The following is a 26,023-nucleotide window of genomic DNA, read 5'->3' as shown; positions in this document are numbered from 1 at the left end:
CCTTCTCCTATCCCTGGTAGCTCGTGTAGTCGAAGGTCGAGTACTTCTTCTCCCGGGTGGTGACGAACTCGACGAGCGCGGGCGTGCCCGCCTCCGTCGCCGCGATCGCCGCGCGCAGCGCCGGGCCGATCCGCCCGGGCTCGGTGACCCGCTCGCCGTGCAGCCCGAACGCGCGCGCCATCGCGGCGTAGTCGCCGGAGATGTCGGTGCTGCCGAAACGCTCGCGCGAGGTGGCCATGATCTTGTCCTCCATGGCCATCGAGAAGTTGTTGAACAGGACGGACAGGACGGGGATGCCGGCGCGGGCGCAGGTCTCCAGGTCCATGCCGGTCATGCCGATCGCGGCGTCGCCCCACACGTTGACGCACAGCCGGTCCGGCCGGGCCAGCTTGGCGCCCATCGCCAGGCCCAGGCCGTAGCCGAGCTGGGTGGACTTGCCCCAGCCGAGGTAGCTGTGCGGTGCGACGGGCCGCCAGAACGGGGAGAGCTCGTCGCGGGGGCTCCCGGCGTCGTGCGTGACGATCGTGCGTTCGACGTCGACGAGGTGCAGCAGGTCCCAGATCACCCGGTACGGCGAGAGCGGTGTCTCCTCGCTGGTCAGCAGGGGCATCCAGGAGTCGAGCCAGGGCTTGGTCTGCTCCTGGATGCGGGCGGCGACCTCGGGTGCCCGGCCCCGCGGCCCACCGCCGAGCCGCTCGCGCACGGCCTCGATCAGGAGGTCCAGGGCGAGCGCGGTGTCGCCGAGCAGCGCGTGCTCGGTGGGGACGTTCTTGTTGAGGTCGCCCGGGTCGAGGGTGTTGTGCACGAACGTCTTCCCGGCCGTCGGGAAGCGGATCCCGAACGGGGTGGCGGTGAAGCTCGCCCCGGTCCCGAACACGACGTCGGCGTCCCGGACGTGCTCGAACACCGCCCGCGGCATCGCCACCCCGCCCGAGCCGAGCGCGAGCGGATGGGTCTCCGGGAACGCGCTCTTGCCTTCCAGGCTGGTGGTGACCGGCGCCTCCAGCAGCTCCGCGAGGACGCGCAGCTGCTCCCACGCCCTCGCCCGGTGCACGCCCTGGCCGGCGTAGAGCAGGGGGCGCGCGGCCGCGACCAGTGCCGCCGCGGCCGCGTCGACGGACTCGGTGTCCGGCGCGGAGCGCACCCGCCGCGACGGCACGTAGGCGTCGAGCCCCGGCGCCTCCTCCGCCCACACGTCCGCCGGTATCTCCACCAGCACCGGCCCCGGGCGCCCGTTGCGGGCCAGGGCGAACGCCCGTCGCAGGGCGGGGACGAGCCCAGCGCCGGTCGTGACCTGCTCGGTGGCCTTCGTGACGTGCCGGAAGTTCAGCGCGGCGTTGAAGGCGGGCTGCACCCACGTCTGCGTGCGCGGCGACCCGCCGGGGATCACGACGAGCGGGACCCCCTCGGAGTACGCCTGCGCCACCGCGCCGAACGAGTTCTCCACGCCCGGGCCGGCCTGCATGCAGAAGACGCCGACGGTGTCCCCGAGCCGGCTGATCGCATCCGCCATGTGGATGCCGACCCGTTCCTGCCGGACGATCAGCGGCCGGATCCCCGCGGCGGCCGCGGACTCGATGAGCGGGTTCAGCGGATAGGCCAGGAGCACCTCGACGCCTTCGCGGCGAAGCACCTCGGCGGCGGCGGTGGCGACGTCCGGTGTGCCGGCGCTCACGGCTCGATCACTGGTTGCCCTCCTCGGCTCGGTTTCCCGACGCCCGGACCGCGGCGCCCGATCCTCGCGCGCACCGAGCTTCTCCGTCCGGACGGCCGCACGTCACGCCATGCGGGCAGGTTCAGGACACAAGTCCTGGACGGCACCGGCGGTTCGACTCGCTGCCGGGATCGACGAGTCGAGGGAGCCAAACCTAGGATCGATCATGTGGATGACGGCCGGGGCCGGGCGTGAACGGCGCACACCGCGAGCTGTGCTCGAGCGAGCGTTGGGCCGGGCACGTCCGCGACGAGATCCTCCCGTGGGCGACCGACGGCCTGCCGCTGCCGGCACGGCTGCTGGAGGTCGGGCCGGGATACGGCGCCGCCACCGAGGTCCTGCGCAGTGAGGTCGGGTCACTGGTGGCCGTCGAGAAGGACCCGCTGCTGGCGGCGGGGCTGCGCGGCCGGTTCGCATCCGACCCGGCGGTCGACGTCCGCGAGGGCGACGCGACGGCGCTCCTGCTCGACGACGACAGCGTCGACGGCGCCACCTGCTTCACGATGCTGCACCACGTGCCCTCCACCGACCTGCAGAACAGCCTGTTCGCCGAGGTCGCCCGCGTCGTCCGGCCGGGTGGTGTGTTCTTCGGCGTCGACAGCCTCGGCGGGCGCAGTTTCCGGCGGCTCCACGACGGGGACGTCTGCGTCCCGGTCGACCCGCTGACGCTGACCGGGCGCCTCGAGGCGTGCGGGTTCGCCGACGTGTCGGTCTCGGTGCTGTCGATCGGGGTGCGGTTCCGGGCGGTGAGCCGATGACCGCGGGGACACCGGTCGTCGGCGCCGGGTTCGTCGAGCTGTACGAGGGCGCCGATTTCGGCGGGCTCGTGGACGACGAGTTCCTCCCCGAGCTGCTGGACGTCGCCGACCTGGGCGACGACCCGCTGTACCTGGTCGCCGGTCCGGCCTCCGCGGCGCCGGCGTTGCGCGCGCACGCGCCCCGGCTCACCGTCGCGCAGTTCGACCCCGGCTTCACCGGCGCCGTCGCGGCCGGGCTCGCCGACGATCCCGGTACGTGCGTCGACGAGGTGGAGCCGACGGCACTGCCCTACGCGGCCGACCGGTTCAGCGCGGCGACGGTGATCCTCTCCCTGCTGCACCTGGGCTCGGCGGAGGCGCAGGACGCCGCGCTCGCCGAACTCGCCAGGGTGCTGCGCCCCGGGGCGCCGCTCGTCGGCTTCAACGCGATCGACGGGCCGCACCTGCGCCGCCTCGACGTCGAGCGCCGCACGGTGCCCATCGACCCGCTCACCCTGCCGGCCCGGCTGGAGCGGGCCGGGTTCGCCGACGTCAGCGAGGACGTGTGGCATTTCCCGCGCTTCTTCGGCCGGGCTCCGCGCAACGGCTGAGCCCCGCCGACGCGGAGCCCCGGCAGGTCCGTATGGTGCCGCGCAATGGCACTGGACAACACGAGGAACACCGCGACCACCGACCGCAAGCCCGAGCAGGCCGACGACGAACTGAACCTCGATGAGTCGAGGGAGCCGTCGGCGGAAGCCGCGGACACCGGTTCTCCGTTGCCCGAGACGCCCGTCACCGAGTCGCTCACCGAAGATCCCACGGCCGAGTCGCCCACCGAGGACCCCGCCGCCGGGTCGGTCACCGAGAACCCCGCCGCCCCGGCCGTCGAGGATCAGCGGACCGGCCCGGCAGACGGCGCCGGGGCCGGCGCCGCCGCCGTCGTGAGCGCAGGGCTCGCGGTGTCCGCGCTCACCGGCACCGGGATCGGCGACATGCTGAAGGCCCGCTCGGAGATAGTCGGCCAGATCGAGGCCAGCGTCAGTGGCGGCGCGGTCGACCAGGTCCAAGCCCTCTACGGCCAGCCGTGGGACACCGCCGCGCTCGTCAACGGCGCGGTCGCGCTGGTTGCCGTCCTCATCGGGGGCGTGCTGCTCGCAGCGCATTCGGGCCGGCCGGCGACCCGGGCGTGGGTGCGCGCCGTGGCGCTCGGCGGCGTCGTGCTCGGGGGGATCGGGCTGGTCGTCGCCGCGGGCATGTACTTCGATCTGTTCGTCGCCGCGCCCCAGCTGCCCCAGATGCCCCAGCTCGGCGGCTGACGACCTCCTGCCCATGATCGGCGCGGTCGCCGCCGCGCCGGACCGGCCGTCAGCGAGCGGAGGCGGGTGCTGCCCCCGCCGGGAGCCACGGGGACACGCGATCCCGGTCGAGGAGGTCGGGCCGCCGCAGCGAGCCGAGCATGGCGTGCACCGCGGCCTCGACGTCGCGGGTCCAGTCGTGACACCGCTGCGCGGAGCCGCACAGCTCGGCCGCGCGGCCCCGGGCGGCGCCGACGATCGCGTCGGCGTCGGCCGCAACCTGCTCGTTGGCGGTGGCCGGGTCGCGCAGCCGGACACCCGCAGCGGCGGCGATGCCCGCGATGTCGGTCAGCCGTCCCGCCAGCCAGTCCCAGGGCGTGGCCTTGACCGCGTCGTCCCAGTGCCGTTCGCACGGCTCGACACCCACGAAGTGCGGGTGGAAGTGGGCTGCCTCGAACGCTCCGGGGGTGCCGTCGAGCCGATCGAACAGGTCCGCTCGCCACACCGGCTGATCGACCACGATCATCTGAGATGCCGACTCCGAACCGCGGCGCGGTTGGGGGGCCAACTGGCGCAGCTCGACCCGGGCGCCGTGCTCCAGGTGGCTGTCCATGAGGTCGATCTCGAACCAGTGCCGGACGAGAACGGCAACCTCGTTGAAGACGAAGACGTGCTCCACTCGCTGCTCCTGTCACATGCGGGTTTCGGGCGGGTGGTACCTGCCTACCTCCCCCGCGGGCCGGTGGCCAGCCGAACGCGGTGCGTCCACACCGGCGGTTCGCGCACCGACTCTGGACGCAGTGGTAAATGTCCGACAGTGTGTCTCGGCTTGCTCCTGCGGCGTCGCGGAGGCGGAGGACGAGATGTCCGCACCAGCCGCCACCGCCGACCCCGCCGCGGTCCGCGAACGGAACCGCAAGAGCGCCCAGACGGCCCCACTTCACACATCCGGCAGCCGACCCTGGGTCTGTGAAGTCGTTCCGACGAGGGTTGACGACCGTGATCAGCCGCTCGGTTGACAACGGTTTCGATCCTTCCTAAGCTTTCCATATCGAAAGTGCATGCCGATGGGAGGGACCGATGTCCGACACTCCGGAGCTCGACCAGGTTGCCGAGGCGCGGCGCAGGCTCGCCGCCCACGCGGGGTTCCCCCGTGCCTACTGGGTCGTGTACGGGATCGCGTTGGTGCTGTTCGCCGGGATCCCGGTCTGGATGTCCTACCTGCCCTCGGGCGACTGGACGTACCTGTCGTGGGTGGCCGCCGTGGTGGGGGTGGGATCGGCGGTGTACTCGGTGGTCCGGCGCCGCCGGTCCGGGGTGTACCTGCCCCGGCGGATCAGCTCCTACCCCAAGGCGTACCGGATCTGGCTGACCGGGATCGTGCTCACCGCCGCCGGCTTCTTCGGCATCTACCAGCTGGTCGGCTACGGCCACCGAGACATCGCGCTCTACGTGCTCGCCCCGGTGGCCGTCGTCGTGTTCCTCGCCCAGGTGGCGACCCGTTCGGCGATGCGCGCCGACATCGAGGCAGGCCGGGTCGGCCCGTGAGTCCGGGTGGCCGGGACCCGTTGCTGGAGACCGGTCCTCGGCTGGCGTTGTGCGCGTTGTTGCAGGGGGCGGAGTGGGTCGACTTCGCCACCGCCCGCGACATGCTGGCGGTGAGCGACTCGGCGATCTCCAAGCACAGCCGCACCCTCGAGGACGCCGGGTACCTGGAGGTCCGCAAGGGTTCGATCGGGCGCCGGCCCCGCACGTGGTTCCGGCTCACCCCGACCGGACGGGCGGCACTGGAGGGTCACCTGGCCTGGCTGACCGGCCTGAGCCGGGCCATGGACCACCAGCCCTGACGGGCGCTCACGCACCACCAGCGCGGTGAGCCCGAGGAGCAACGCCGGCACCGAGTGCACCGCGACGCCCTTCCGGCGCGTTCAGGATCGCACGGGCGTCCGCCGTTCCGCGGCGCCGACACCTCATCCCCTCGGGATGAAGCCCGGTGCCCGACGGTGAGCGACGGTGACCGGCAGGCCGCAGCAGCCGACCCGGGAGCCCGCATGACACTCCACACCGACATCCCGCCGCGATCCGAGGTCGAGCGCCTGCTCGCCGTGCGTGATCCGGGCTGCGTCTCGATCTACCTCCCGACGAGCGTGGTCACGCAGGACGCCCAGGCCGGCCGGATCGAGCTCAAGAACCTCGCGACGTCGGCGATCCGGCAGCTCGAGGCGGCAGGCGCCGCACCGGGCGTGATCGCGGGCGTGCGTGACGGGCTGGGCGACCTCGTCGAGGACGACGACTTCTGGGCCGCGCAGGCGCGCAGCCTCGCAGTCTTCGCCTCCGGTGACCGGATCCGCACGTTCCGCCTCCCGAACCGGCTGTCGAGCGTGGTCGAGGTGGCGGACCGCTTCTACCTGACGCCCCTGCTGCGGGCCGTGACGTTCCCACAGGCGGCGTTCGTGCTGGCCCTCGCGGCCGGCTCGGTGAGGCTGGTGGAGGTGACGCCCGAGGGGCCACCGTTCACCGTCGACGTCCCGGGGCTGCCCACCGACGCGGCGAGTGCGGCGGGCAAGGCGTCGATCGCTGATCGTTCTCCGGTGCGCCGCATCCAGGGCTCGGAGGGGCAGAAGATCAGGCTGCGCCAGTTCGCCCGGAAGGTCGACCAGGCCCTGCGCGGGGTCCTGTCCGGGCTCGAGGTGCCGCTCATCCTCGCCGCCACCGAGCCGCTCGACTCGATGTACCGGTCGCTCAACAGCTACCCGCACCTCGTCGAGCGGGGCATCCAGGGGAGTCCCGAAGTGGTGCCGGACGAGCGCCTCGCCGCGGCGGCGCGGCCGTTGCTGGACGAGGTGTACGCGGGTCAGCTGTCCGCGGTCGCGGACCTGTTCGAGCTGCGCTTCCAGCAGGGTCGTGCGTCGACCGACGTGGCCACGGTGGCCAGGGCGGCGACCCGCGGTGCGGTCGACACGCTGCTCGCCGACATCGACGCGAAGCTGCCCGGGTTCGTCGACGACGACACGGGCGCGATCACGTTCGCGCAGGACGACGCGATCAGCTACGGCCTCGTCGACGAGGTAGCTCGGCGGGTGCTGCTCTCCGGGGGCCGCGTGCTGGCGGTGCGCGCCGCGGAGGTCCCCCGCGACGAACCGGTCGCGGCGATCCTGCGGTACGCCCTCTGACCCGGAACCCGTACGTGCCCGTGATCGGCCGCGCTACCCGGCCGGTGCCTTCTTCGCCTTGGGCACGCGGCCCAGCGCCGGCCGCAGGACCGGGGCGTTGCGGGCCAGGAAGTCCCACAGCCGGTCGGCGACCGGCCCGTGCGGCCGGTCGCGGCGCCGTGCTGCCGTGAGCTCCTCGACGACGCCGGGGAAGTGGCGCCCGGCGATGGACAGCAGGCGCCCGTCACGCAGCTCCGCCTCGATCAGGAACCGCGGCAGGTGCCCCCACGCCATGCCGTGCAGGATCAGCTCCTTCTTCATGAGGTGGTCCGGTACGGAGCACCGGGGCGCGCCCTCGATCAGGAAATGGCCCGGTTCGGCCGGATGCCGCGCCGTGTCCCGGACCACGCACTGGGTGAAGGCCTGCATCCGCTGCGGGGTGATGTCGGCGGCCGGGGGGAAGGGCAGGAGGCCCGGCGCCACGACCGGTACCGTCGCGACGCGGCCGAGGTCGATCCAGTCCATCCGCACGTCGCTCTTGGGGATGCGGTGCACGATGAGGTCGGCGCCGTCCTCCAGCAGCCGTTCCCAGGGGCCGGTCACCGCCTCGAACTGCAGGTGCAGCCTGGTCTGCGGGCACTCCCCGAAGAAGTCGCCGAGCAGCGCCAGCACCGGCGGGAGCGGGCAGAGGTCCCCGAGCACAACGCGCAGCTCGGCCTCCTGGCCCACCGCCAGCTGCCCGGCGTAGGTGTGCAGCTCGTCGACGTCGTGAAGCAGGAGGCGGACCTTGCGGTGGAAGGCCTGCCCGGCCTCCGTGAGCCGCACCCGGTAGCCCGAGCGGTCCAGCAGGTCCAGCCCCAGCTGGCGCTCCAGCTTGGCCACCGCTGCGAACACCGAAGGATGTGAGCGGTGCAGCCGGGCGGCGGCGGCCTGGAAGCCGCCGTCGCTCACGACGGCGTCGAAGCACTGCAGCTCGTGGAACGTGAAGCTCGACATTGTCGATGGAGACTACAGAACGCGTCTGATGTTTGTAATAGCAATCTGCAACGACGTCCATAGGCTGAGGTCATGGGAACTCAGACCTCCACCTCCATCACCACCGGTGACGGCGTCCGGATCGCCTACCGCTTCGACGGTGACCCGGGCTTGCCCGTGCTGCTGCTCTCGAACTCCATCGGTACCGACCTCCACATGTGGGACGGCCAGGTGTCGGCCCTCACCGAACACTTCCGGCTGCTGCGCTACGACGCGCGCGGCCACGGCGCGTCCGACGTCCCGAGCGGCCCGTACTCGCTGGACCGGCTCGGGCGGGACGTGGTGGAGCTGCTGGACGCGCTGGACCTGCCACGGGTGCACGTGCTGGGCCTGTCGCTCGGCGGGCTCGTCGCGCAGTGGCTGGCGATCCACGCGCCGGAGCGGGTCGACCGCCTCGTGCTCTCCAACACCGCCGCGCACCTCGGCCCGCCGCAGCAGTGGGACCCGATGATCGCCGACGTGCTGGCCGCCCCCGACATGCGGGCCACCACGGACGTGTTCCTGCACAACTGGTTCCCCGCCCGCATGCTGGAGGGGGACGACGAGGTCGTCGAGGGCTTCCGCCGCACGCTGCTCGCCACGCGACGCGAGGGCGTGGCCGGCAGCTGGGCCGCGGTGCGCGACTCCGACCTGCGCCGTACCGCCACGCTCATCGGCAGCCCGACGCTCGTCATCGCGGGCGAGCACGACACCGTCACGTCCGCCCGCCACGGGGAGGAGCTCGCGAACACCGTCCCCGGTGCGCGGTTCACGCTCCTGCCCACCGTGCACCTGGGGAACGTCGAACGGTCGGCGGAGTTCCTCGACGCCGTGCTGACCTTCCTCACCGAACGGCCGGTGCAGGTCCGGTCGACCCCCGGACCACGAGCCGCGGGGTGAGCCGGCGGGTCCGTGGGACGTCGGCCCCGGCGGGCTCCATCGCCAGCCGCAGCGCGGTGGCACCCATGTCCTCCAGCGGAAGCCGGACGGTGGTGAGCGGGGGAGTGACGTCCTGGGCGATCAGGATGTCGTTGAACCCCGCGACCGACATCCCGTCCGGCATGCCGACGCCGCGATCCCGCAGGTACGCCGAGGCCCCGACCGCCATCTGGTCCGCGGTGCCGACGAGCGCCGTGATCCCGGGATGGTCGGCGAGCAGGTGTCCGGCGCCGTCGCGGCCGCCGTCGCGGGTGGCGGGGACGTGCCGCACGTGCACGGTGCCGCCGTGGGCCTCGAGCGCGGCGCGGAGGCCGGCGATGCGGTCGATCGTCGAGGTCAGGTGGGCGATGCCGGCCAGCACGCCCACCTTGCGGTGCCCGAGCCCGGCCAGGTGCTCGCCCAGCTCGCGGGCGCCGTGCGCGTTGTCTACGAGGACGCCGTCGACGTCGAGGTCGGGGTGCCCGATCGCGACGACCCGGCCGCCGGTCGTCAGGTACGCCCGCACCCGCTCCCGCAGGCCCGACCGGTACCGCTCGTCCAGCAGCTCGCTCCCGGCGATGATGATCACGCCGGTGCGGTGGGTGTGCAGGAGGGTGAAGTACTCGAGCTCCCGTTCGGCGTCGCGGCCGGTGTTGCAGATGGTCACCAGCATCCGGTGCCGGGAGGCCAGCCCCTGGACACCGTCGATGATCTGGGAGAAGTAGGGGTCGCCGACGTCGCCCGCGAGCACCCCGACGGTGGCGAGGTTGCCGCCGAGCAGGGCGCGGGCGTGCGCGTTGGGGACGTAGTGCAGCTCGCGGGCGGCCTGCTCCACGCGGGCGCGCAGCTCGGCCCGGACCGTGTAGTCGCTGCCGGACAGGACCCGCGACGCCGTGGGCACCGACACGCCGGCCCGGCGTGCGACGTCACGGAGGTTGACCGCCACGTCGAGAAGGATAGGGACGTGCGTGAAGGGCGGGACGTGCGGCGGATCGGCATCGTCGGGGCGGAGAGCAGCCACACCGGCGAGCTGTTGCGCCTGTTCAACGAGGAGCGGCGGTTGCCCGGCGCCCGGGTGGTCGCGGTGGCGGCGGTCGACGTGGATCCGGGTGCCGCTCGGATCGACCCTGCGCTGGTGGTGGGCTCGCCGGCCGAGCTGGTCGGCGCCGTGGACGCCGCGCTCGTGCTGACCCGGGACGGTGCCACGCACCGTGCGCTCGCCGAGCCGCTGCTCGCGGCGGGCCTGCCGGTGTGGGTGGACAAGCCGTTCGCGACCACGCTCGCCGACGCGCGGGCGATGATCGGGGCCGGCGGTCGCGTGTGGTCCCGCTCGGCGTTGCGCTTCCCGGCGGCGGTGCACCGGGCGGCCGGGCTCGCCGCGCGCGGCGAGCTGCGGCACCTGCACCTCACGGGTCCCGCGGACCCGGCGAGCCCGTACTCAGGCATCGCGTTCTACGGGATCCACCTGCTCGAGGCGGCGGTCGAGGTGCTCGGGACGGCCGGGTGGGAGCAGGCGCCGATGGCGGTGCAGCCAGCCGCGCAGGCGGTCGTGGCCACCACCAGGCTCGCGGGAGTCCCGGTGACCTGCACGTTCGTGCCGCCCGGCGACGGTGCGCCCATCCCCTTCCACATCAGCGCCGTCACCGCGGACCGGGTCGGGACGGAGGTGGTGGACCTGGGTCGCGACTACCTCCTCCCCGCCGCCGAGGCGTTCCTCGCGGCGTGCGCATCGCCGTCGTCCGCCCGGCCGGACGACGACCTGCTCGCGCCGGTGCGGCTGGTGGAGGAGCTGGGAGCGGCCCTCCGTTGAGCCGGGCCGGTTGACGTCTCGACGTCCGGGGATCTACGGTCTCGGCACCTCGTAGAAAAGGTTTTCTCATGGCTACTGGTGGCACCACGCCCACGCGGTCGCGCCGGGCGCGGCTGGGCCCCGCGTTCGTCACGGCGGCGCTCGTGTTCGGGCCCGGCAGCATCACGACCGCCAGCTCGATCGGGGCGCAGAACGCATACCAGCTCGTCTGGGTGCCCGTGGTCGCCACGATCCTGATGCTGTGCTTCGTGGACCTGTCGGTGCGCATCGGCCTGACGACCGACCGCGGGCCGGTCGCCACCGTGTCCCGGCGCTACTCCCGCACGGTCGGCCTGCTCGTCGGCATCGGGTCCTTCCTGGTGACGGCGTCGTTCCAGGCGGGCAACTCGGTCGGGACCGGCGCTGCGGCCGGCGTGCTCTTCGGCGGCAACGTGGCGGTGTTCGCCGCGCTGTTCACCGTGCTCGCGATCGGGTTCCTGTGGCTGCCGTCGTTCTACCGCTCGCTCGAGACCCTCATGGTCGCGATCGTCGTCGTGATGCTGGTGGTCTTCGTGGTGACCGCGGTGGTGAGCCGCCCGGACCTCGGGGCGATGGTCGCCGGCCTCGTGCCGCGCCTGCCCGAGGGATCCGCCGCTGTCGTGGTGGGCATGGCCGCGACCACGTTCTCGGTGGTCGGTGCCCTGTACCAGATCCAGCTCGTCCGCGAGAAGGGCTGGACCGCCGAGCACTACCGCGAGGCGCGCCGGGACGCCGTCACCGGCACCATCGTGCTCGGCGTGCTCTCGCTCGTGATCATGCTGGCCGCCGCCGCCGTGCTGCACCCCGAAGGCATCAAGGTGACGTCGCCGGCGACGATGGCCGCGATCCTGGAACCCACGATCGGCGGCTGGGCGTCGGCGCTGTTCGCGGTGGGGCTGTGGGCTGCCGCGTTCTCCTCGCTGATCGGCAACAGCACGATCGGCGGCCACATGATTGCCGGCGCGCTCGACATGGAGTCCGGCGGGCTCTCCTCGGCGCGGGTCAAGGTGTGCATCACGGTCGTGATGGTCATCGGGGGTGTCGTCGCGATCGTCTTCGGCGGCATCCCGGTGCAGCTCATCGTCACCGCTCAGGCCGTGACGATCTTCGTCGTCCCACTCGTGGGGATCGTCCTCGTGGCACTCGCCCGCCACGCCGACCGCGGCCGGCTGCGGCTCGGTGCCGCCCAGACGGTGCTGGCCTGCGCCGGTGTCGCCTTCCTGCTCCTGCTCGCCCTGACCTATCTGGGGAACCTGCTGTGACCGAACCGACCGATGCGCCCACCGACGAGCCCGCGCTCGAGGAGCGCCTCTCCCGCCCGGTCCCCGGGGTGGCCGAGGCACTGGCCGCCGCCGGTGGCGACATCGTCCTGCTCGGGGCCGGCGGCAAGATCGGCCCGTCGATGGCCCGGATGGCCCGCCGGGCCATCGCCGACGCCGGCTCGGACGCGCAGGTCCTCGCCGTGTCCCGGTTCTCCGACGCCGCGGTGCGGGCCGGGCTGGAGGAGGACGGTGTGCGCACGCTCGTGGCCGACCTCGCCGACCCGGCCGCCTACCCCGGACTCCCCGACGCGGCGGCGGTCTACTACCTCGCGGCGATGAAGTTCGGCACCACCGGGCAGGAGCCGCGGACCTGGTGGTCCAACGCGGCGATCCCCACGCTCGTCGCGGCGCGCTACCGCGGGGTCCCGACCGTCGTCTACTCCACCGGCAACGTCTACCCGCTGCGGCCGCTCACCGCAGGCGGCGCCGTGGAGGACGATCCCGTCGACCCGGTGGGGGAGTACGCCCAGTCCTGCCTCGCCCGCGAGCGGATCTTCACCCACGCCGCGCACGAGTGGGACACTCCGACCACCGTCTACCGCCTGAACTACGCCTGCGAGCTGCGCTACGGCGTCGTCGCCGACATCGCGGTGAAGCTCGCGGCGGGAGAACCGGTTGACGTGACCATGCCCGCGGTCAACGTCGTGTGGCAGGGCGACGTGAACGCGTGGGCGCTGCGCAGCCTGTCCCTGGCCGGGGTGCCGCCGCACGTGCTCAACGCGACCGGCCCGGAGACCGTGCCCGTGCGGCGCCTGGCGATGCTGCTCGCGGAGCGGATGGGGGTCGAGCCCACCTTCTCCGGTGTGGAGGCGCCCGACGCGCTGCTGAACGACGCGAGCGAGTGCCACGAGCGCTTCGGCTACCCCACGGTGCCGCTGCGGCGGCTCGTGGACTGGGTCGCCGGGTGGGTCGGCGGCGGTGGGCGCCAGCTGGACAAGGCGACGAAGTTCCAGCAGCGGGAAGGGCGGTTCTGATGGCCGGCCTCGCCGACCGGATCCGAGGCGGGGTCGTCATACCCGCCCACCCGCTCGCGCTGACCGAGGACGGCGTCGTTGACCTCGTCGCGCAGCGCGCGCTCACCCGCTACTACGCCGAGGCCGGGGTGCACGGCGTCGCAGTCGGCGTGCACACCACCCAGTTCGAGCTGCACGCCGACCAGGGGTTGCTCACCGAGGTCTGGCGGCTCGCCGCCGACGCCGCCGGGGGCGCTCTGCTCGTCGCGGGCGTGTGCGGAGACGTCGCGGACGCCGTCCGGGAGGCCGGGGCCGCGGCGGCGCTCGGCTACGACGCCGCGCTGCTGTGCCCGTGGGGCATGGTGGAGGCCACCGACAAGGCGCTGCTGGAGCGGGCCCGCGCCGTGGGCGAGATCCTCCCGACGATCGGCTTCTACCTGCAGGAGAGCGTGGGCGGCCGGCGGCTGGACCGGGTGTTCTGGCGGGACCTGTTCGACATCGAGACGGTCGTGGCCGTCAAGTCGGCCCCGTTCGACCGGTACCGCTCGGGCGACGTCGCGCAGGCCCTGCTGGAGCACGACCGGTGGGCCGAGGTCGCCGTGCTCACCGGCAACGACGACGCGATCGTGCACGACCTGGTCACGCCGGTGCGCCGCACCGTCGGCGGTCGCACCCGCGAGATCCGGATGGCCGGTGGGCTGCTCGGGCAGTGGGCGGTCGGCACCGCGGCCGCGGTCGGGCTCGTGGCGGAGGCCCGCGCCGCCCGGGACGCGGGCGCCGTGCCCACCTCACTCCTCGCGGCCGCGGCCGACCTCGTCGAGGTCAACGCCGCCGTCTTCGACGTCGACCACGGCTTCGCCGGGTGCGTGGCCGGGGTCAACGAGGTGCTGCGCCAACAGGGCCTGCTGCGCTCCGCCCGCTGCCTCTCGACCGCCGAACGCCTCTCGCCGGGGCAGGCGGAACGCATCGGAGCGGTCCGGGCACGCTTCCCCGGATGGCTGGACGAGCAGTTCGTCGCGGAGCACCGCGATCGCTGGCTCACGTAGCCCATTTCCGGGAGGGTGGCGAGCGGTAACAACGTCGCTACGTGGAGCGAGCTCGGGGCTGACGATCTGCTGCACCCGGGGGCGTTGTGTTCGTGCTTCGCGTTGCCACAGCCGCATACCTGCTGGTCTGGGTGGTTGCGTGCACCCCGGAGGACCCCCCGGTCGACGGGCTGCAGCCGGCGCTGCCGACGACCGTTGCCCGGACCACGGCTCAGGCGCCGGCGCCGGTGAGCACGACGTCGGCGGCGGAGTCACCGCGCCGCACCGAGCCCTCGACACATGTGCGCTCGGCCGTGCCGTCCAGGACTCGCACGGTCGAGACGCTGGACGTCCCTCCGGTGGAGCTGCCTGTCCCCGCACCGACGTGCACGAATGCCGATGGGCAGCCGATCACGTGCAGTCGCGAGCCCGGTCTGAAGCTAACGGCTCCGGCTCTCACACCTCCACCTGCCACGTCAGCTCCACCGGAACCTCCACCGTCGAGGGATCGGGGCTCCAGGTCGGTACCTTCATCGGACGCGCCGGAAACAGCCGAATGACGACCGTTGTTCGTGGACGTCGCGCCCGTGTCGCCGGGACGAGGCCGCGAGTCCGGCCGCCGCAGGCGAACGCTGCCGCGCGCCGCAGGACGATCGCCCACGACCTGACGATGCTCTCGTCGTTGTTCGCCCCGATCACGGTCATCGGGGCATTGCTGCTCTACATCGGCTGGGTGCGAACGAGAGCCTTCTTCACGTACTTCGGCATCGACGCAGGACTGCTCGGGTTCGGGCCGCAGGACTACGTGCTCCGGAGTGGCCAAGTGGGGCTCGGCGCGGTCGTCATACTCGCGATCGTCAGCGGTGTCTTGATCGGGTTCGACCATGCTCTGTCGGGAGTGCTCGCCATGACGCGCGGAGCGGGTCGACAGATATCGACCGGTCTGGCCATCGGTGGTGTGAGCTGTGTGTTGCTCGGTTTGTTCCAGGTGCTGGACTACGCCCGGGTGGCCGCAACGCCACCGGACGCGTGGATCGCCCTCGCCGCTGGTGGCGCGCTCGTCCTGCTCCGCTTCGGATCGGGCACGCTCACCCGCTCGGGAGTGCTGGGGGCAGCGACCAACATCTTCGGTCTCATCGTCATCGGCCTGGCCGTCTTCTCGCTGGCCAACGCGTACGCCCAGGACATCGGGCAGAAGGGTGCGGCAGCCGTCGATCAGGACCCGAGTGGCCTCGCCATCGTCACGATCTTCAGTGAGGCGCCGCTCGACCTGTCGGGGCAGAACATCACCGCGAGCCGTGCGGAGACGCCCGAGGGTAAGTGGACCTACCGGTACAGCGGCGCGCAGCTACTCACCTATGCGAACGACAGGTGGTTCCTCCTCGTCTCGCCGGCCAGCCCGGACTACCACTCCAAGGTGGTCATACTCGCCAACTCGGCGAGCACCCACGTTGAGACGGCGGTTCCACGGAGATAGCAGTCCGATGCCGCAGTGATCACACTGCCGACCCGCCGACCCGGCAGACGATCTCGCCGTGGGGGATCGCGAACCAGGCGTCGGGGTGTTCGGCCCACTGCCGCCAGCCGTCGGAGATCTCCTGCAGCTGCGCACCAGTCGCGTGGCCACCCTCGACCGCCTGCTCGGCGATGCGGGAGTCGAGGATGCGTTGTGTCCACATGCCGCCCCACCACGCCCGCTCGGCGGGGGTGGAGTGGCACCAGACCGAGGCGCCGGGGGTGACGTCGGTCGCGCCGGCCGCCCGCGCCCAGGCGAGCAGCCTGCGTCCGGCGTCGGGTTCGGAGCCGTTGTCGCGGGCAACCGCGTGGTAGACCTCCCGCCAGAGCTCCAGCCGGGGATCCGCCGGCCACCAGAAGGCTCCGCCGTAGTCGCATTCGCGCACCGCCACCACCCCGTCCGGACGGGTCACGCGGAGGAACTCCCGCAGGGCTGCCACGGGATCGGTCAGGTGCAGCAGCACCTGGTGGGCGTGCACGACGTCGAACGACGCTTCGGCTGCCCCGATCGCGTAGGCGCTGCCCGGCTCGAACCGGACGTTCGACACCCCCCGGGCGGCGGCGGTGGTCCGCGCCTGCTCGAGGACGGCCTCGGACACGTCGATCCCCACCACGTGTCCGGGATCCACCCGGGCGGCCAGGTCGACGGTGATCGTGCCCGGGCCGCAACCGACGTCGAGCACCGCGAGCCCCGGGCGGAGGTGCGGGGCGAGGTGAGCGGCGGAGTTGTCCACCGTCCGCCAGAGCTGTGAGCGCACCACGCTCTCGGCGTGGCCCTGGCCGTAGCTCTGATCTGCACCCGCCATGGCGTGGACAGTAGGTTCGCTGTCTCAACATGTGCAACATCGATTCCGAATAGTGAGACGGCCGGACCGGAGCGGATGGCTTGACCGGGAGCTTTGCTCATCAGACGAGTAGCCACGCGCTACTGTGCGCCGTCGTGAACAGCGAACCCAGAGCGATCTTCCTGGGTGAGCTCCACTCGGGGCACCGGGGCAGGCCGATCTTCATCGAACGCGGTGGCGGGTACGGGCTCAGCGGCATCCTCAGCGAGGTGCACCACTACGGGACGTCCGACGCGGCCCGGACGCGCATCGTCGTGGTGTGGTGGCCCGACATCGAGATCCCGGTCGATCTCGCCAGCGACGAGCGGGCCGTCGTCCACCTTCCCGGTGGATCGTCCTGAGTGCCGGTCGCGTCCAGGGAGTGGCCGGGATCACCGCGGACGGCTGTTGAGTGTGCCGTGACGGCACGGTTTTACCTGGTTCCTGCGACACGAGCACGACGAAGGGAACCGCATGGCCCTGCCCGACATCCTCGCGGTCGAGGACCTCTTCGGACCGCCCGAGCGCGCAGGCGCCTCGATCTCGCCGGACGGGACGCGGATCGCCTACCTCGCCCCGTGGAAGAACCGGCTCAACGTGTGGGTGCGGAGCCTCGGCGCGGACGGGGACGCGAGGTGCGTGACCGCCGACGAGACCCGCAGCGTGCTCCACCACAGCTGGGCGGACGATCCGCGGTGGCTGATCTACCTCCAGGACGACGGCGGTGACGAGAACTGGCACCTGTTCCGGGTGGATCTGGACGACCCGGATGCACAGGCGGTGGACCTCACCCCGTTCCCCGGGGTGCGGGTGCTGGGTCTCGACCTGCCCGCCGGGCGGCCCGGGAAGGCCTTCGTGCAGCTCAACGCCCGGAAGATCGACGAGATCGATCTGCACGAGCTCGACATCGCCACCGGCGAGCTCACCATGGTGGCGCAGAATCCCGGGGATGTGCAGGGCTGGTTGTACGCGGGCCACGGCGACCCGGTCGCCAGCACCCTGACCGCCGACGGCGACATCGCGCTCGCGCGGTTCGACGCCGGGTCGGGGTCGCTGCACCGCGTCGTCGTGTTCGACGGCGCCGACCACCCGATGACCGTCGCCCCGCTGGAGCTCACCCCGGACGGGACCGCGATCTGGGTCGGGTCGAACCGGGGCACCGACCGGACCCGGCTGGTCCGGGTCGACCTGGCCACCGGCGAGGAGACCGAGGTCGACAGCCACCCGGAGTTCGACCTCGACGGGGCGCGTCGTGCCGTCGCCGAGCTGTCCTCGCCCCTGATCCGCGACCGGCGGACCGGTGACCTGATCGGCGTCCGCTACCTCGGGGAACGGCAGGTGGTCCACGCGCTCGATCCGCGGTTCGCCGCGGTGCTGGAGCAGCTGGAGGCGCTTTCTGACGGCGACCTCGGCGAGGTGTCGTCCGACGAGAGCGGGCAGCGCTGGGTCGTGAGCTTCACCCACGACCGCGACCCCGGTGCCACCTGGTTCTACGACCACGCCACGGGGGAGGGCCGGCTGCTGTTCCGGCCGTACCCGCACCTGGATCCCGACGTGCTGGTCCCGATGACCCCCGTCACGATCACCGCGCGCGACGGGCTCCGGCTGCCCTCGTACCTGACGCTACCGGCCGGGGTCGAGCCGGCGGGGCTGCCGATGGTCCTGCTGGTCCACGGCGGCCCCTGGTACCGCGACGCCTGGGGGTACAGCCCGGACGTGCAGCTGCTGGCCAACCGCGGGTACGCGGTGCTGCAGGTCAACTTCCGCGGCTCCATCGGCTACGGCAAGGCCCACACCAGGGCAGCGATCGGCGAGTTCGCCGGCACGATGCACGACGACCTCGTCGACGCCGTCGGTTGGGCCGTCGCGCAGGGGTACGCCGACCCGGACCGGGTCGGGATCTTCGGTGGCTCCTACGGCGGCTACGCCGCGCTGGTCGGCGTCACCTTCACCCCGGACCTCTTCGCCGCGGCCGTCGACTACGTCGGCATCTCGGACCTGGCGAACTTCATGCGGAGCCTGCCGCCGTTCGCCAGGAAGGGGCTCGCCAACTCCAGGTACCGCTACGTCGGCGACCCGGACGACCCGGAGCAGGAGGCGGACATGCTGGCCCGCTCACCGATCAGCCGGGTGGATCGGATCCGCACGCCGCTGATGGTGGCGCAGGGCGCCAACGACGTGCGCGTGGTGAAGGCGGAGTCGGACAACATCGTCGAGTCGCTGCGGGCCCGTGGGGTGGACGTCGAGTACCTGGTCAAGGACGACGAGGGCCACGGTTTCCTCAACCCGGAGAACCGGATCGACCTGTACCGCACGGCCGAGCGCTTCCTCGCCCGCCACCTCGGAGGGCGGCAGGGCCACGGCTGAGGCCGAGGTCGCCGGGCCCGAGGTCAGGGCCTGGTCGAACCGGCGCCCTCGACCGACAGTTGGCAGGCCCGGCACATGGTGGTCGCGGGAACGGCCGTGAGAACGGCGGGTGCGATGCCGCCGTCGCAGGCGCGGCACCGCCCGTAGCTGCCGTCGTTCATCCGGGTCAGCGCGAGGTCGATGTCCGCGAGGGCCTTCCTCGCGCCGTCGGTGACCAGGGCGCGGATCTCGCGCAGGGCGCCGGCCGCGTCCTCGTCCGTGGCGCGAGGCCCGTACCCGGCCAGTGACGTCCGGTTCTCGTCGTGGGCGACGAGATGGGCGAGCTGTTCCCTGCGGAAGTCACGCTGGCGCTCGAGCTCCGCCCGCAGGGCGGACATCGGCCGCTGTGACGACGCGAGAGACAACTGCATGTCGACCTCCAGGGGGCGGCACGTTGACGTGCCGCTGCAGGGACGGCGAACCCTGACCGACTCCCACGATGCGCGTCTTGCGCCGGGGCGGCAGGGGCTGTCATCAGCCAAGTACGGCGCGGCCACGTTGCCGGGACCCGGCAAACCGGGCGTACCGGTCAGGACTCGTCGGTTCGGCCCGCCGGTGGATCGTCCTCCCAGGCCGGCAGCGCCAGCGTGGAGTTCATGCGCCGCAGCTCGTCCCGGTGCAGCGCGCTGAGGCGGGTGAGGACGTCCTCCCCTTCGGCGGTCAGCTGGACCCGGACCGCGCGCGCGTCCTCGGGATGCGGGACGCGCTCGACCAACCCCTGTCCCTGTGCCCGGTTGACCAGCTCGACGACGCTGTGGTGGCGCAGCTGGAGCCGGTCGGCCAGCTCCCGCACCGTGGCCCAGTCCCGGCCGGGAAAGCCCTTCAGTGCCAGCAGCAGCTGGTACTGCTGGGGTGCCAGGCCGTGGCTGCGCACCGTCTCCTCGCTGAAGCGCAGGTAGCGGCGGATTCCGAAGCGGAACCGCGCGAGCGCCTCGAAGTCCTGCTTCGTCAGCGCTCCCGAGCCTTCCTGCCCGTCGTCTGCCGCCACGGTCACATGACACCACTCGCGCACCTCGGTTCGCTGCGTCGCCACGGCTGTATCGTCTCACGATACATCGTGTTACGATAGAACGTGGCTTGGAACGTGGGTTGGGCGCCGCTGTGGAGGTGCGTCGTGCTCAGTGATCGGGAACGGGAAGCGCTGCGCCGGGTCGAGCGCCAGATCCGGAACGAGGATCCCGCGTTCGTCCGGTCCTTCGACGCTCGTGCGCAGCGCCTGCCCCACCACGCCGGCAGGCTGGGTATCACGATCTTCGTCGTTGCCGGGCTGCTGCTCAGCGCCGCCGTGCTGGTCGCCGGGTCCCTGGGCGGGGCGATGCTGTTCACCTTCACGACCGGGCTGGTCTGGCTGGTGTGGTGGTGGGTGAGCGGGCCGCACCACCAGCCGTCGTGACGAGTGGAAGCCGGGAGGACGAGGATGTTCGAGCGATGAGTTGTGGTGGAGCACCGGAACCCGTCGTCGTGGGGGTGGACCGCGCGGGCTCCGCCCGCGATGCCGTGGACTGGGCGGCCGCCGAGGCCGCGACACGGGGATGCGGGCTGCGGATCGTGCACGCCCTGCACCCGATGCTGCCCGCGGATCCCTACGGGGTGGGCTCGCCGATCGACAGCCTCCACGCGGCGCTGGACGCCGCGGAGTCCGTGGTCTCGCGGGGCGTCGCCCGAGCCCGCGAGGTGGTGTCCGACATCGAGGTGACCACCCGGCTCGTGTGCGGATCCGCGGCAGGGGTGCTGCTCGACGAAGCCTCCCGCTCGCAGTTGCTCGTCCTGGGCCGCCGGGACCGGCGCGGCCTGCGGGCCCGGCTGGCCAGGTCGGTGTCGGCCCACGTCGCCGCGCACGCGTCCTGCCCGGTGGTCGTCGTCCGGCCTGCTCCGGTCGATGATCGCCCCGGTGCGCCGCGGGTCGTCGTCGGCATCGACGGCGTCTCGACGCTCAGCCCGGCGCTCGGGTTCGCGTTCCAGGCCGCCCGCCAACGCGGTATCCCCCTCGCGGCCGTGCACGCCTGGGCCCCGGACCGACCGGCCGACCTCGAAGCGGTGCACGCCCCCTCGACGATCGCCGAGGCGTCCGCGCGCAGGTCCCTCGAACGCGCCCTCCACCGTTGGCACTCCCAGTACCCCGACGTCCCGGTCGTCACCAGGCTCGTGCGCGAGGACCCCGCTGGGGCCGTCGCCGCCGAGTCCCGCGGCGCAGCCCTGGTCGTCGTCGGCTCCGGGGGCCGCGTGCGCGGTTCGGTCAGCCGGTCGGTCCTGCGTCGCGGCCACTGCCCGCTCGCGATCGTCCGGGACCGCCTGGACTGCTCGGCCACCGGCCGGACCCGTTACGGCTTCGGCGCGGCGAACACCTGATCGAGGCCCTCCTCGCCGGCGGGAACCACTGGTCAGAGGAAGTAGCGCAGCCACACGTAGACCCATGCCATCGCGGTGCTGACCAGCGTGACGACGATGCCGTAGCGGGTGAACTGCCAGAACGAGATGGGGTGGCCCATCCGTGCGGCGATGCCGATGGCCACGACGTTCGCGCTCGCAGCGACGGCGGTGCCGTTGCCGCCGAAGTCGGCGCCGAGGGCGAACGCCCACCACAGGGCCTGCCCGGTGTCGGGGTCGGGGACCTCGGCCACGATGCCTTCGACGATGGGCGCCATCGTGGCCGCGTACGGGATGTTGTCGAAGAACGCGCCGAGCACGGCCGAACCGAACAGCAGCGCGGTGGCGGCTCCGAGGTAGTTGTTGCCGACCGTGGCGATGATGTGCTCGCCGATCGCGGCGATCACCCCGGTGTGCAGCAGGCCGGAGACCATCACGAACAGGCCCATGAAGAAGACGAGTGTGGGCCACTCCACCTCGCGCAGGGTGTCGTAGGTGTCGGCGCGCGACACCAGGAGCATGACGCCCGCGCCGACGAGCGCCACGAGCGACGGCTCGAGGTGCAGCACCGTGTGCAGGGCGAACGCCGCGACGACGCCCGCGAGCACGACGAGGCAGCGGACCAGGAGCCGGGGATCGGTGATCGCGCGCCGCTCCTGCAGCGTCATCACCTCGGCGACCCGCTCGGGGTTGTAGCGGAAGGACTTGCGGAACAGCACCTTCGTGAGGAGCACGAACGCGACGAAGATGATCACCACGATCGGGCTCATGTGCACGAGGAAGTCGTTGAAGGACAGGCCCGCCCGGCTCCCGATGATGATGTTGGGCGGGTCGCCGATGAGGGTCGCGGCGCCGCCGATGTTGGAGGCGAGGATCTCCGCGATGAGGTAGGGCTGCGCCGGGATGTCCAACCGGTTGCAGATCACGACCGTCACCGGTGCCACCAGCATCACGATCGTGACGTTGTCGAGCAGGGGCGACGCGACGGCGGTGATGGCCATCAGCATCACCATCAGCCGGTACGGGTGCCCGCGCGAGCGCTTGGCGGCCCAGATCGCGAGGAAGTCGAACAGGCCCGTCTGCTTGATGACCCCCACGATGATCATCATCCCGAGCAGCAGGAAGATGACGTTCCAGTCGATGCCCTCGTGCTCGGAGAAGAACACGTCGGTACCGGGCGTGAGGCCGAGCACCGTCATCGCCCCGGCGGCGAGCAGCACCGCCTTGACCTTGTCGACCTTCTCGGTGGCGATGTAGTAGAAGCCGACGACGAAGATCCCGAGTGCTGCGGCGGCGCTCATCGGCGCCGCCCGGTGCTCAGGCCGGTGGGCCGCCCGCGGTGAGCTGGACGAGCAGCCGGTCGAGCGTGATCCCGCCGACCAGCCCGCCGCTGTCGTCGACCACCGCGACGAGCGGGCTGCGCATGCGGCCCATGAGCGCCGCGATCTCCAGGAGGGTGGCGTCCTCGCGCACGATCGCCGGCCGGGCGAGGCCGCGCGGCAGGCAGTCCCCGACCGACAGGTTGTCCAACTCGTCCCAGAACGCGTCCGCGTGCGGCTCGTCGATCGTGCGCGCCAGCGCCTGGCCCTCCCGGTGCGCCCGCGGCACCGTCAGCAGGAGCACCTGGGTGCCGGGGAGCACCATGTACGGACGGGCGGCCGCGTCGACCACGATCAGACCAGGTAGGTGGGCCTGCGCCAGCACGCGCACCGCCGTGGCGACCGCATCGCGCGGGCTCACCGTCGGCACGTCCTCTGCGAGTTCGCGTGCCCTCATGACACCGTCCCCCCGGGTGCGCCCCGAATGCGCCGTCCGGCACCTTACGTGTCGATCGCCCGGTTCGCCGGTCAGCGGGCCAGCTCGGCGACCTGCCGCTCGAGCTCCGCGAGCCGGTCGGCGACGGAGCGCTGGTGCAGGAGGTCGGCGAGCAGGTCGGCCTCATCGGGGTCGAGGACGATCTGCTCCGGCACCTCGTCGTCGGCGCGCCCGTGGACGAGGAGTCGCCGCCGTCCGGTGTGCTCGACGAGCACCCCGAAGCGGTGCCCTGCGCGCGTCGTGCAGTCGTGGGCGTGGCCGATGCCGGGGATGGTGTTGCGGGTGATGTCCACGGGAGAGCTCGCGTCCTTCGTCGACGTGGCGGGGGGTCTGGTGGGGCCACCGCGATCACCCGCGCGCACCCGGGGCGTTCGCCCAGCGGACGAGAACGGCGTCGACGCGGGCGTCGATCCGGCCGACCCGCACGTCGCTGATCTCGATCCCCCAGGTCGCGGTGCGTGCCGAGACGGTCGCCGCGAGGTCGGGGAAGCCGGTGGCAGGCAGCGTGGCCAGCTGTGCGAGGTCCCGCTCCGCCAGGCAGCGGCGCAGCTCGGCCTCGAGCACCCACTCGACGGCCGGATCCGCGGAGCCCGCCGTGACGTAGCGGAGCGGGTCGCGCACGACGCCCGCCGCCGCGGCGGTGACGACGACCCGGACCGCGTCCCGCGTCGTGACGTCGAGCCAGCAGACGTCGTACCAGCGGACGCCGAGGGGCACGCGCACACCGCGGTCGAGGCCGGGCAGGACGGCCACCACGCCCGGTCCGCGCAGGCGCGCCCGCCTGCCGAGGCGGATGACCACCATCCGCTCGTCCGCCGCGACGGACCGCGCGGAGCACAGGGCCAGCAACAGGAGCCCCAGCGCGGTCGTGAGCACCCCGGCCTGTGTGGTGTCGAGCGCAGTGGCACCGTCGCGTCCCATGCCCACCGCCCGTCCCACTCGTGTCTTTCCTGCCGGGACCTGTGAGTTTTCGCAGTGGGGTCGTCGCACACCATCGGGTCCAACACCCACATCCCGGGGGGTCGGCCATGCATGTCAGTGCCTGCGACCGGGGTCCGACACCGATGGACGGGCACCGCGCGACGAGCGAGGCTGGGCCGCATGACCCAGCGAACCGGGCCGGTGCCCGGCGCGAGCGCGGCGGGCGAGCGCCCGGCCCGGTCCCTGTTCCGGCGCATCGTGCTGATCAACGGTCTCGTCTTCACCGTCGGAACGCTGGTGCTGGCGCTCTCGCCGGCCACGGTCTCGGCGCGGGTGCGGCTCGCCGAGATCCCGGTGCTGATCGTGGGTCTCGCGGTGATCCTCACCGCCAACGCGCTCCTGCTGCGCAAGAGCCTGGCTCCCATCGACGCCCTCACCCGCGTGATGGCGCGGGTCGACCTGCTCCGGCCCAACGACCGGCTGGCCGAGGGCGGCAACGGCGACCTCACCCGGCTGATCGGCACGTTCAACGCGATGATCGACCGGCTCGAGGCGGAGCGCACCGCGAGCAGCGCCCACGCGCTCGCCGCGCAGGAGGGGGAGCGGCAACGGATCGCGCGGGAGCTGCACGACGAGATCGGGCAGAGCCTGACCGCGGTGCTGCTGGCGCTCAAGCGGGTGGCCGACCGGGCGCCCGACGACCTGCGGGACGAGCTGCACGGGGTGCAGGAGACGGTGCGTTCGAGCCTCGACGAGGTGCGCCAGGTCGCGCGGAGGTTGCGCCCCGGCGTGCTCGAGGACCTGGGGTTGCAGAGCGCGCTCAGCGCCCTCGTCGCCGAGTTCACCGAGACCGCGGGAGTGCCCGTCACGCGCAGTGCCGGCCGCAACCTCCCCGAGCTCGACGCCGACGTCGAGCTCGTGCTCTACCGGATCGCGCAGGAGGGCCTCACCAACGTGGCGCGCCACGCCGGGGCGAGCCGCGTCGAGCTCACGCTCGACGCATCATGGGACTCCGTCACGCTGGTGATCTCGGACGACGGGGGTGGCGGGGTGGTGCGCGAAGGCGCCGGGATCCGCGGGATGCGGGAGCGTGCGCTGCTCATCGGCGCGGAGCTCGGCATCACCTCCGTGCCGGGACGCGGCACCGAGGTGGAGCTGACCGTTCCGCTGCCGGCGAGGGTCGCATGACGGCCCCGACCCGGATCCTGCTGGCCGACGACCACGCGCTGGTCCGCCAGGGACTGCGGCTCATCCTGGACGCGGAACCGGATCTCGCCGTCGTCGCGGAGGCCGCCGACGGGTCCGAGGCGGTCGCCGCGGCGAGCGCCGACGAGGTCGACCTCGCGATCCTCGACATCGCCATGCCCCGGCTGACGGGGATCCAGGCGGCCAGGGAGATCTCCCAGCGGGCGCCGCGGATCCACATCCTGATGCTCTCGATGTACGACAACGAGCAGTACTTCTTCGAGTCCCTCAAAGCGGGCGCGTCCGGCTACGTCCTCAAGTCGGTCGCCGACCGGGACCTGATCGAGGCCTGCCGCGCGTCGATGCGCGGGGAGCCGTTCCTCTACCCGGGCGCGGTCACCGCACTGATCCGCGACTACCTGCAGCGGACCCGGCGCGGCGACCGGCTGCCGGACCGGATCCTGACCCCGCGGGAAGAGGAGATCGTCAAGCTGATCGCCGAGAGCCACTCGTCACGGGAGATCGCCGAGACGCTGGGGATCAGCGCGAAGACCGTCGACCGGCACCGGGCCAACATCCTGCAGAAGCTCGGCATGCGCGACCGGCTCGACCTCACCCGCTACGCCATCCGGGCGGGCCTGGTCGAACCGTGACCGGGCCGCGGCGAGCGTCGGCGGATGTTGGTCGATGAGGTGGTGCGGAGGCGGGTTCGCGGGATGATCGCCAGTTCGGGTGCGAGGGCGACAGATCTGTCGCCCTCACACCAGTTCCGGCGATCATGACCCCCGCGGCGGGCCGGACGGCGATGATCCGCGGTGTCGGTTCGTGGTTGCTGTCGCCGCAGCGATGGACAACCGATACCCGAGATCACGGTGCCGTTCGACCGGCGGTGGCGCCGTTCCCGGTGCTCGTGCTGCACCTCGGATAACACCGAGTGCACCGAATCAACGATCATCGGGTCACCTGGCCGCCGTGATCCGGCACAACTGTCCCACCGGCGCACCCGTCAAGCGCTCCTTGATCGCCTAC

Annotated in this window: 30 protein-coding genes; 18 read left to right on the top strand and 12 right to left on the bottom strand. The window is 72.4% G+C overall.

From position 1 onward, the window contains the following. Positions 1–7: 7 nt before the first annotated feature. Complete coding sequence (locus ACU436_RS22730) at positions 8–1,675, bottom strand: thiamine pyrophosphate-requiring protein (protein WP_459028424.1); 1,668 nt, start codon at positions 1,673–1,675, stop codon at positions 8–10. A 230-nt stretch (positions 1,676–1,905) separates the two neighbouring features. Here ACU436_RS22730 and ACU436_RS22725 point away from each other — a divergent pair, with 230 nt between their 5' ends. The 3 genes from ACU436_RS22725 to ACU436_RS22715 are packed head-to-tail and all read left to right on the top strand — an operon-like array spanning position 1,906 to position 3,770. Further along, positions 1,906–2,472, top strand: a complete 567-nt coding sequence (locus ACU436_RS22725; RefSeq protein WP_459028422.1) for a class I SAM-dependent methyltransferase — start codon at positions 1,906–1,908, stop codon at positions 2,470–2,472. Continuing rightward, on the top strand, positions 2,469–3,062 hold the full coding sequence (locus ACU436_RS22720) for a methyltransferase domain-containing protein (protein WP_459028420.1): 594 nt from the start codon (positions 2,469–2,471) through the stop codon (positions 3,060–3,062). Before ACU436_RS22725 ends, ACU436_RS22720 begins: the two co-directional genes overlap by 4 nt. Before the next feature lie 45 nt (positions 3,063–3,107). Continuing rightward, positions 3,108–3,770, top strand: a complete 663-nt coding sequence (locus ACU436_RS22715) for a hypothetical protein (protein WP_459028418.1) — start codon at positions 3,108–3,110, stop codon at positions 3,768–3,770. 49 nt (positions 3,771–3,819) lie between these two features. On the opposite strand, the gene ACU436_RS22710 is transcribed toward ACU436_RS22715, so the two are convergent. After that, positions 3,820–4,428 carry a hypothetical protein gene (locus ACU436_RS22710; protein WP_459028416.1) on the bottom strand — a complete coding sequence of 203 codons (609 nt, stop codon included), beginning with the start codon at positions 4,426–4,428 and terminating at the stop codon, positions 3,820–3,822. A gap of 401 nt (positions 4,429–4,829) precedes the next feature. Between ACU436_RS22710 and ACU436_RS22705 the strand changes: the two genes are divergently transcribed. From ACU436_RS22705 to ACU436_RS22695, 3 genes are all read left to right on the top strand, one after another. After that, positions 4,830–5,297, top strand: a complete 468-nt coding sequence (locus ACU436_RS22705; RefSeq protein ID WP_459028414.1) for a hypothetical protein — start codon at positions 4,830–4,832, stop codon at positions 5,295–5,297. Then, the gene (locus tag ACU436_RS22700; RefSeq protein WP_459028413.1) at positions 5,294–5,596 is read left to right on the top strand and encodes a winged helix-turn-helix domain-containing protein; all 303 of its coding nucleotides are present in this window, start codon (positions 5,294–5,296) and stop codon (positions 5,594–5,596) included. Before ACU436_RS22705 ends, ACU436_RS22700 begins: the two co-directional genes overlap by 4 nt. 204 nt (positions 5,597–5,800) lie before the next feature. After that, positions 5,801–6,922: a baeRF11 domain-containing protein gene (locus ACU436_RS22695; RefSeq protein WP_459028411.1), complete on the top strand. Its 1,122-nt coding sequence runs from the start codon at positions 5,801–5,803 to the stop codon at positions 6,920–6,922. Positions 6,923–6,955: 33 nt separating this feature from the next. Here the strand turns inward: ACU436_RS22695 and ACU436_RS22690 are convergent, their stop codons facing one another. Beyond that, positions 6,956–7,897, bottom strand: a complete 942-nt coding sequence (locus ACU436_RS22690; RefSeq protein ID WP_459028409.1) for a LysR family transcriptional regulator — start codon at positions 7,895–7,897, stop codon at positions 6,956–6,958. Between the two features lie 72 nt (positions 7,898–7,969). On the opposite strand from ACU436_RS22690, the gene pcaD reads away from it, so the two are divergent. Next, positions 7,970–8,815, top strand: a complete 846-nt coding sequence (pcaD, locus tag ACU436_RS22685) for a 3-oxoadipate enol-lactonase (protein ID WP_459028407.1) — start codon at positions 7,970–7,972, stop codon at positions 8,813–8,815. On the opposite strand, the gene ACU436_RS22680 is transcribed toward pcaD, so the two are convergent. After that, on the bottom strand, positions 8,760–9,779 hold the full coding sequence (locus tag ACU436_RS22680; protein ID WP_459028405.1) for a LacI family DNA-binding transcriptional regulator: 1,020 nt from the start codon (positions 9,777–9,779) through the stop codon (positions 8,760–8,762). The two genes, pcaD and ACU436_RS22680, sit on opposite strands and share 56 nt — an antisense overlap. 18 nt (positions 9,780–9,797) lie before the next feature. On the opposite strand from ACU436_RS22680, the gene ACU436_RS22675 reads away from it, so the two are divergent. The 4 genes from ACU436_RS22675 (at position 9,798) to ACU436_RS22660 (ending at position 13,982) form a co-directional block, all read left to right on the top strand. Next, positions 9,798–10,643 carry a Gfo/Idh/MocA family oxidoreductase gene (locus tag ACU436_RS22675; RefSeq protein ID WP_459028403.1) on the top strand — a complete coding sequence of 282 codons (846 nt, stop codon included), beginning with the start codon at positions 9,798–9,800 and terminating at the stop codon, positions 10,641–10,643. 68 nt (positions 10,644–10,711) lie between these two features. Beyond that, a complete protein-coding gene (locus ACU436_RS22670; protein WP_459028401.1) occupies positions 10,712–11,923 on the top strand; it encodes an Nramp family divalent metal transporter in 1,212 nt (403 codons plus the stop codon). Then, a complete protein-coding gene (locus tag ACU436_RS22665) occupies positions 11,920–12,957 on the top strand; it encodes an NAD-dependent epimerase/dehydratase family protein (protein ID WP_459028400.1) in 1,038 nt (345 codons plus the stop codon). The genes ACU436_RS22670 and ACU436_RS22665 overlap by 4 nt, the downstream gene beginning before the upstream one ends. After that, positions 12,957–13,982: a dihydrodipicolinate synthase family protein gene (locus ACU436_RS22660; protein ID WP_459028398.1), complete on the top strand. Its 1,026-nt coding sequence runs from the start codon at positions 12,957–12,959 to the stop codon at positions 13,980–13,982. Before ACU436_RS22665 ends, ACU436_RS22660 begins: the two co-directional genes overlap by 1 nt. 435 nt (positions 13,983–14,417) lie before the next feature. Here ACU436_RS22660 and ACU436_RS22655 read toward each other — a convergent pair whose 3' ends face one another. After that, on the bottom strand, positions 14,418–14,666 hold the full coding sequence (locus ACU436_RS22655; protein WP_459028396.1) for a hypothetical protein: 249 nt from the start codon (positions 14,664–14,666) through the stop codon (positions 14,418–14,420). Between ACU436_RS22655 and ACU436_RS22650 the strand changes: the two genes are divergently transcribed. Then, positions 14,644–15,438, top strand: a complete 795-nt coding sequence (locus ACU436_RS22650; RefSeq protein ID WP_459028394.1) for a hypothetical protein — start codon at positions 14,644–14,646, stop codon at positions 15,436–15,438. The two genes, ACU436_RS22655 and ACU436_RS22650, sit on opposite strands and share 23 nt — an antisense overlap. 19 nt (positions 15,439–15,457) lie before the next feature. Here ACU436_RS22650 and ACU436_RS22645 read toward each other — a convergent pair whose 3' ends face one another. Then, positions 15,458–16,282 carry a methyltransferase domain-containing protein gene (locus ACU436_RS22645; RefSeq protein WP_459028392.1) on the bottom strand — a complete coding sequence of 275 codons (825 nt, stop codon included), beginning with the start codon at positions 16,280–16,282 and terminating at the stop codon, positions 15,458–15,460. A 134-nt stretch (positions 16,283–16,416) separates the two neighbouring features. Here ACU436_RS22645 and ACU436_RS22640 point away from each other — a divergent pair, with 134 nt between their 5' ends. After that, on the top strand, positions 16,417–16,662 hold the full coding sequence (locus ACU436_RS22640) for a hypothetical protein (protein ID WP_459028390.1): 246 nt from the start codon (positions 16,417–16,419) through the stop codon (positions 16,660–16,662). Positions 16,663–16,774: 112 nt separating this feature from the next. Beyond that, positions 16,775–18,667: a S9 family peptidase gene (locus tag ACU436_RS22635; protein ID WP_459028388.1), complete on the top strand. Its 1,893-nt coding sequence runs from the start codon at positions 16,775–16,777 to the stop codon at positions 18,665–18,667. A gap of 23 nt (positions 18,668–18,690) precedes the next feature. Here ACU436_RS22635 and ACU436_RS22630 read toward each other — a convergent pair whose 3' ends face one another. Continuing rightward, positions 18,691–19,077 (bottom strand): TraR/DksA family transcriptional regulator, encoded by a 387-nt coding sequence (locus ACU436_RS22630; RefSeq protein ID WP_459028386.1) that lies wholly within the window; start codon positions 19,075–19,077, stop codon positions 18,691–18,693. Between the two features lie 158 nt (positions 19,078–19,235). Continuing rightward, positions 19,236–19,739 (bottom strand): MarR family winged helix-turn-helix transcriptional regulator, encoded by a 504-nt coding sequence (locus tag ACU436_RS22625; RefSeq protein ID WP_459028384.1) that lies wholly within the window; start codon positions 19,737–19,739, stop codon positions 19,236–19,238. A gap of 81 nt (positions 19,740–19,820) precedes the next feature. Between ACU436_RS22625 and ACU436_RS22620 the strand changes: the two genes are divergently transcribed. After that, positions 19,821–20,099, top strand: a complete 279-nt coding sequence (locus ACU436_RS22620) for a DUF3040 domain-containing protein (RefSeq protein WP_459028382.1) — start codon at positions 19,821–19,823, stop codon at positions 20,097–20,099. Positions 20,100–20,134: 35 nt separating this feature from the next. Continuing rightward, positions 20,135–21,055 (top strand): universal stress protein, encoded by a 921-nt coding sequence (locus ACU436_RS22615; RefSeq protein ID WP_459028381.1) that lies wholly within the window; start codon positions 20,135–20,137, stop codon positions 21,053–21,055. Between the two features lie 32 nt (positions 21,056–21,087). Here ACU436_RS22615 and ACU436_RS22610 read toward each other — a convergent pair whose 3' ends face one another. The 4 genes from ACU436_RS22610 to ACU436_RS22595 all read right to left on the bottom strand — a co-directional run bounded on the left by ACU436_RS22610 (position 21,088) and on the right by ACU436_RS22595 (position 23,809). Next, a complete protein-coding gene (locus ACU436_RS22610; RefSeq protein ID WP_459028379.1) occupies positions 21,088–22,374 on the bottom strand; it encodes an ArsB/NhaD family transporter in 1,287 nt (428 codons plus the stop codon). Between the two features lie 16 nt (positions 22,375–22,390). Continuing rightward, positions 22,391–22,849, bottom strand: coding sequence for a CBS domain-containing protein (locus tag ACU436_RS22605; RefSeq protein ID WP_459028378.1), 459 nt, complete (start codon positions 22,847–22,849; stop codon positions 22,391–22,393). 71 nt (positions 22,850–22,920) lie between these two features. Next, on the bottom strand, positions 22,921–23,181 hold the full coding sequence (locus tag ACU436_RS22600; RefSeq protein ID WP_459028376.1) for a hypothetical protein: 261 nt from the start codon (positions 23,179–23,181) through the stop codon (positions 22,921–22,923). Positions 23,182–23,236: 55 nt separating this feature from the next. Next, complete coding sequence (locus tag ACU436_RS22595; RefSeq protein WP_459028374.1) at positions 23,237–23,809, bottom strand: SPFH domain-containing protein; 573 nt, start codon at positions 23,807–23,809, stop codon at positions 23,237–23,239. Between the two features lie 180 nt (positions 23,810–23,989). Here ACU436_RS22595 and ACU436_RS22590 point away from each other — a divergent pair, with 180 nt between their 5' ends. Next, entirely contained in the window at positions 23,990–24,997 is a 1,008-nt protein-coding gene (locus ACU436_RS22590; protein ID WP_459028372.1) for a HAMP domain-containing sensor histidine kinase, read from the top strand. Continuing rightward, positions 24,994–25,647, top strand: coding sequence for a response regulator (locus tag ACU436_RS22585; protein WP_459028370.1), 654 nt, complete (start codon positions 24,994–24,996; stop codon positions 25,645–25,647). The genes ACU436_RS22590 and ACU436_RS22585 overlap by 4 nt, the downstream gene beginning before the upstream one ends. Positions 25,648–26,023 lie beyond the last annotated feature (376 nt).

The organism is Pseudonocardia wallangbongensis, from assembly GCF_054486945.1.
Note: the sequence above shows the minus strand (reverse complement) of the source record. Positions and strands in the feature narration are given on the sequence as shown.

Bases quoted from the DNA above. Each gene is read 5' to 3' on its own strand.
- ACU436_RS22720 (WP_459028420.1), top strand. From the start codon at position 2,469: ATGACCGCGGGGACACCGGTCGTCGGCGCCGGGTTCGTCGAGCTGTAC.
- ACU436_RS22715 (WP_459028418.1), top strand. From the start codon at position 3,108: ATGGCACTGGACAACACGAGGAACACCGCGACCACCGACCGCAAGCCC.
- ACU436_RS22705 (WP_459028414.1), top strand. From the start codon at position 4,830: ATGTCCGACACTCCGGAGCTCGACCAGGTTGCCGAGGCGCGGCGCAGG.
- ACU436_RS22695 (WP_459028411.1), top strand. From the start codon at position 5,801: ATGACACTCCACACCGACATCCCGCCGCGATCCGAGGTCGAGCGCCTG.
- ACU436_RS22690 (WP_459028409.1), bottom strand. From the start codon at position 7,897: ATGTCGAGCTTCACGTTCCACGAGCTGCAGTGCTTCGACGCCGTCGTG.
- pcaD (WP_459028407.1), top strand. From the start codon at position 7,970: ATGGGAACTCAGACCTCCACCTCCATCACCACCGGTGACGGCGTCCGG.
- ACU436_RS22670 (WP_459028401.1), top strand. From the start codon at position 10,712: ATGGCTACTGGTGGCACCACGCCCACGCGGTCGCGCCGGGCGCGGCTG.
- ACU436_RS22660 (WP_459028398.1), top strand. From the start codon at position 12,957: ATGGCCGGCCTCGCCGACCGGATCCGAGGCGGGGTCGTCATACCCGCC.
- ACU436_RS22655 (WP_459028396.1), bottom strand. From the start codon at position 14,666: ATGACCGTGATCGGGGCGAACAACGACGAGAGCATCGTCAGGTCGTGG.
- ACU436_RS22645 (WP_459028392.1), bottom strand. From the start codon at position 16,282: ATGGCGGGTGCAGATCAGAGCTACGGCCAGGGCCACGCCGAGAGCGTG.
- ACU436_RS22635 (WP_459028388.1), top strand. From the start codon at position 16,775: ATGGCCCTGCCCGACATCCTCGCGGTCGAGGACCTCTTCGGACCGCCC.
- ACU436_RS22630 (WP_459028386.1), bottom strand. From the start codon at position 19,077: ATGCAGTTGTCTCTCGCGTCGTCACAGCGGCCGATGTCCGCCCTGCGG.
- ACU436_RS22615 (WP_459028381.1), top strand. From the start codon at position 20,135: ATGAGTTGTGGTGGAGCACCGGAACCCGTCGTCGTGGGGGTGGACCGC.
- ACU436_RS22610 (WP_459028379.1), bottom strand. From the start codon at position 22,374: ATGAGCGCCGCCGCAGCACTCGGGATCTTCGTCGTCGGCTTCTACTAC.
- ACU436_RS22605 (WP_459028378.1), bottom strand. From the start codon at position 22,849: ATGAGGGCACGCGAACTCGCAGAGGACGTGCCGACGGTGAGCCCGCGC.
- ACU436_RS22595 (WP_459028374.1), bottom strand. From the start codon at position 23,809: ATGGGACGCGACGGTGCCACTGCGCTCGACACCACACAGGCCGGGGTG.
- ACU436_RS22590 (WP_459028372.1), top strand. From the start codon at position 23,990: ATGACCCAGCGAACCGGGCCGGTGCCCGGCGCGAGCGCGGCGGGCGAG.
- ACU436_RS22585 (WP_459028370.1), top strand. From the start codon at position 24,994: ATGACGGCCCCGACCCGGATCCTGCTGGCCGACGACCACGCGCTGGTC.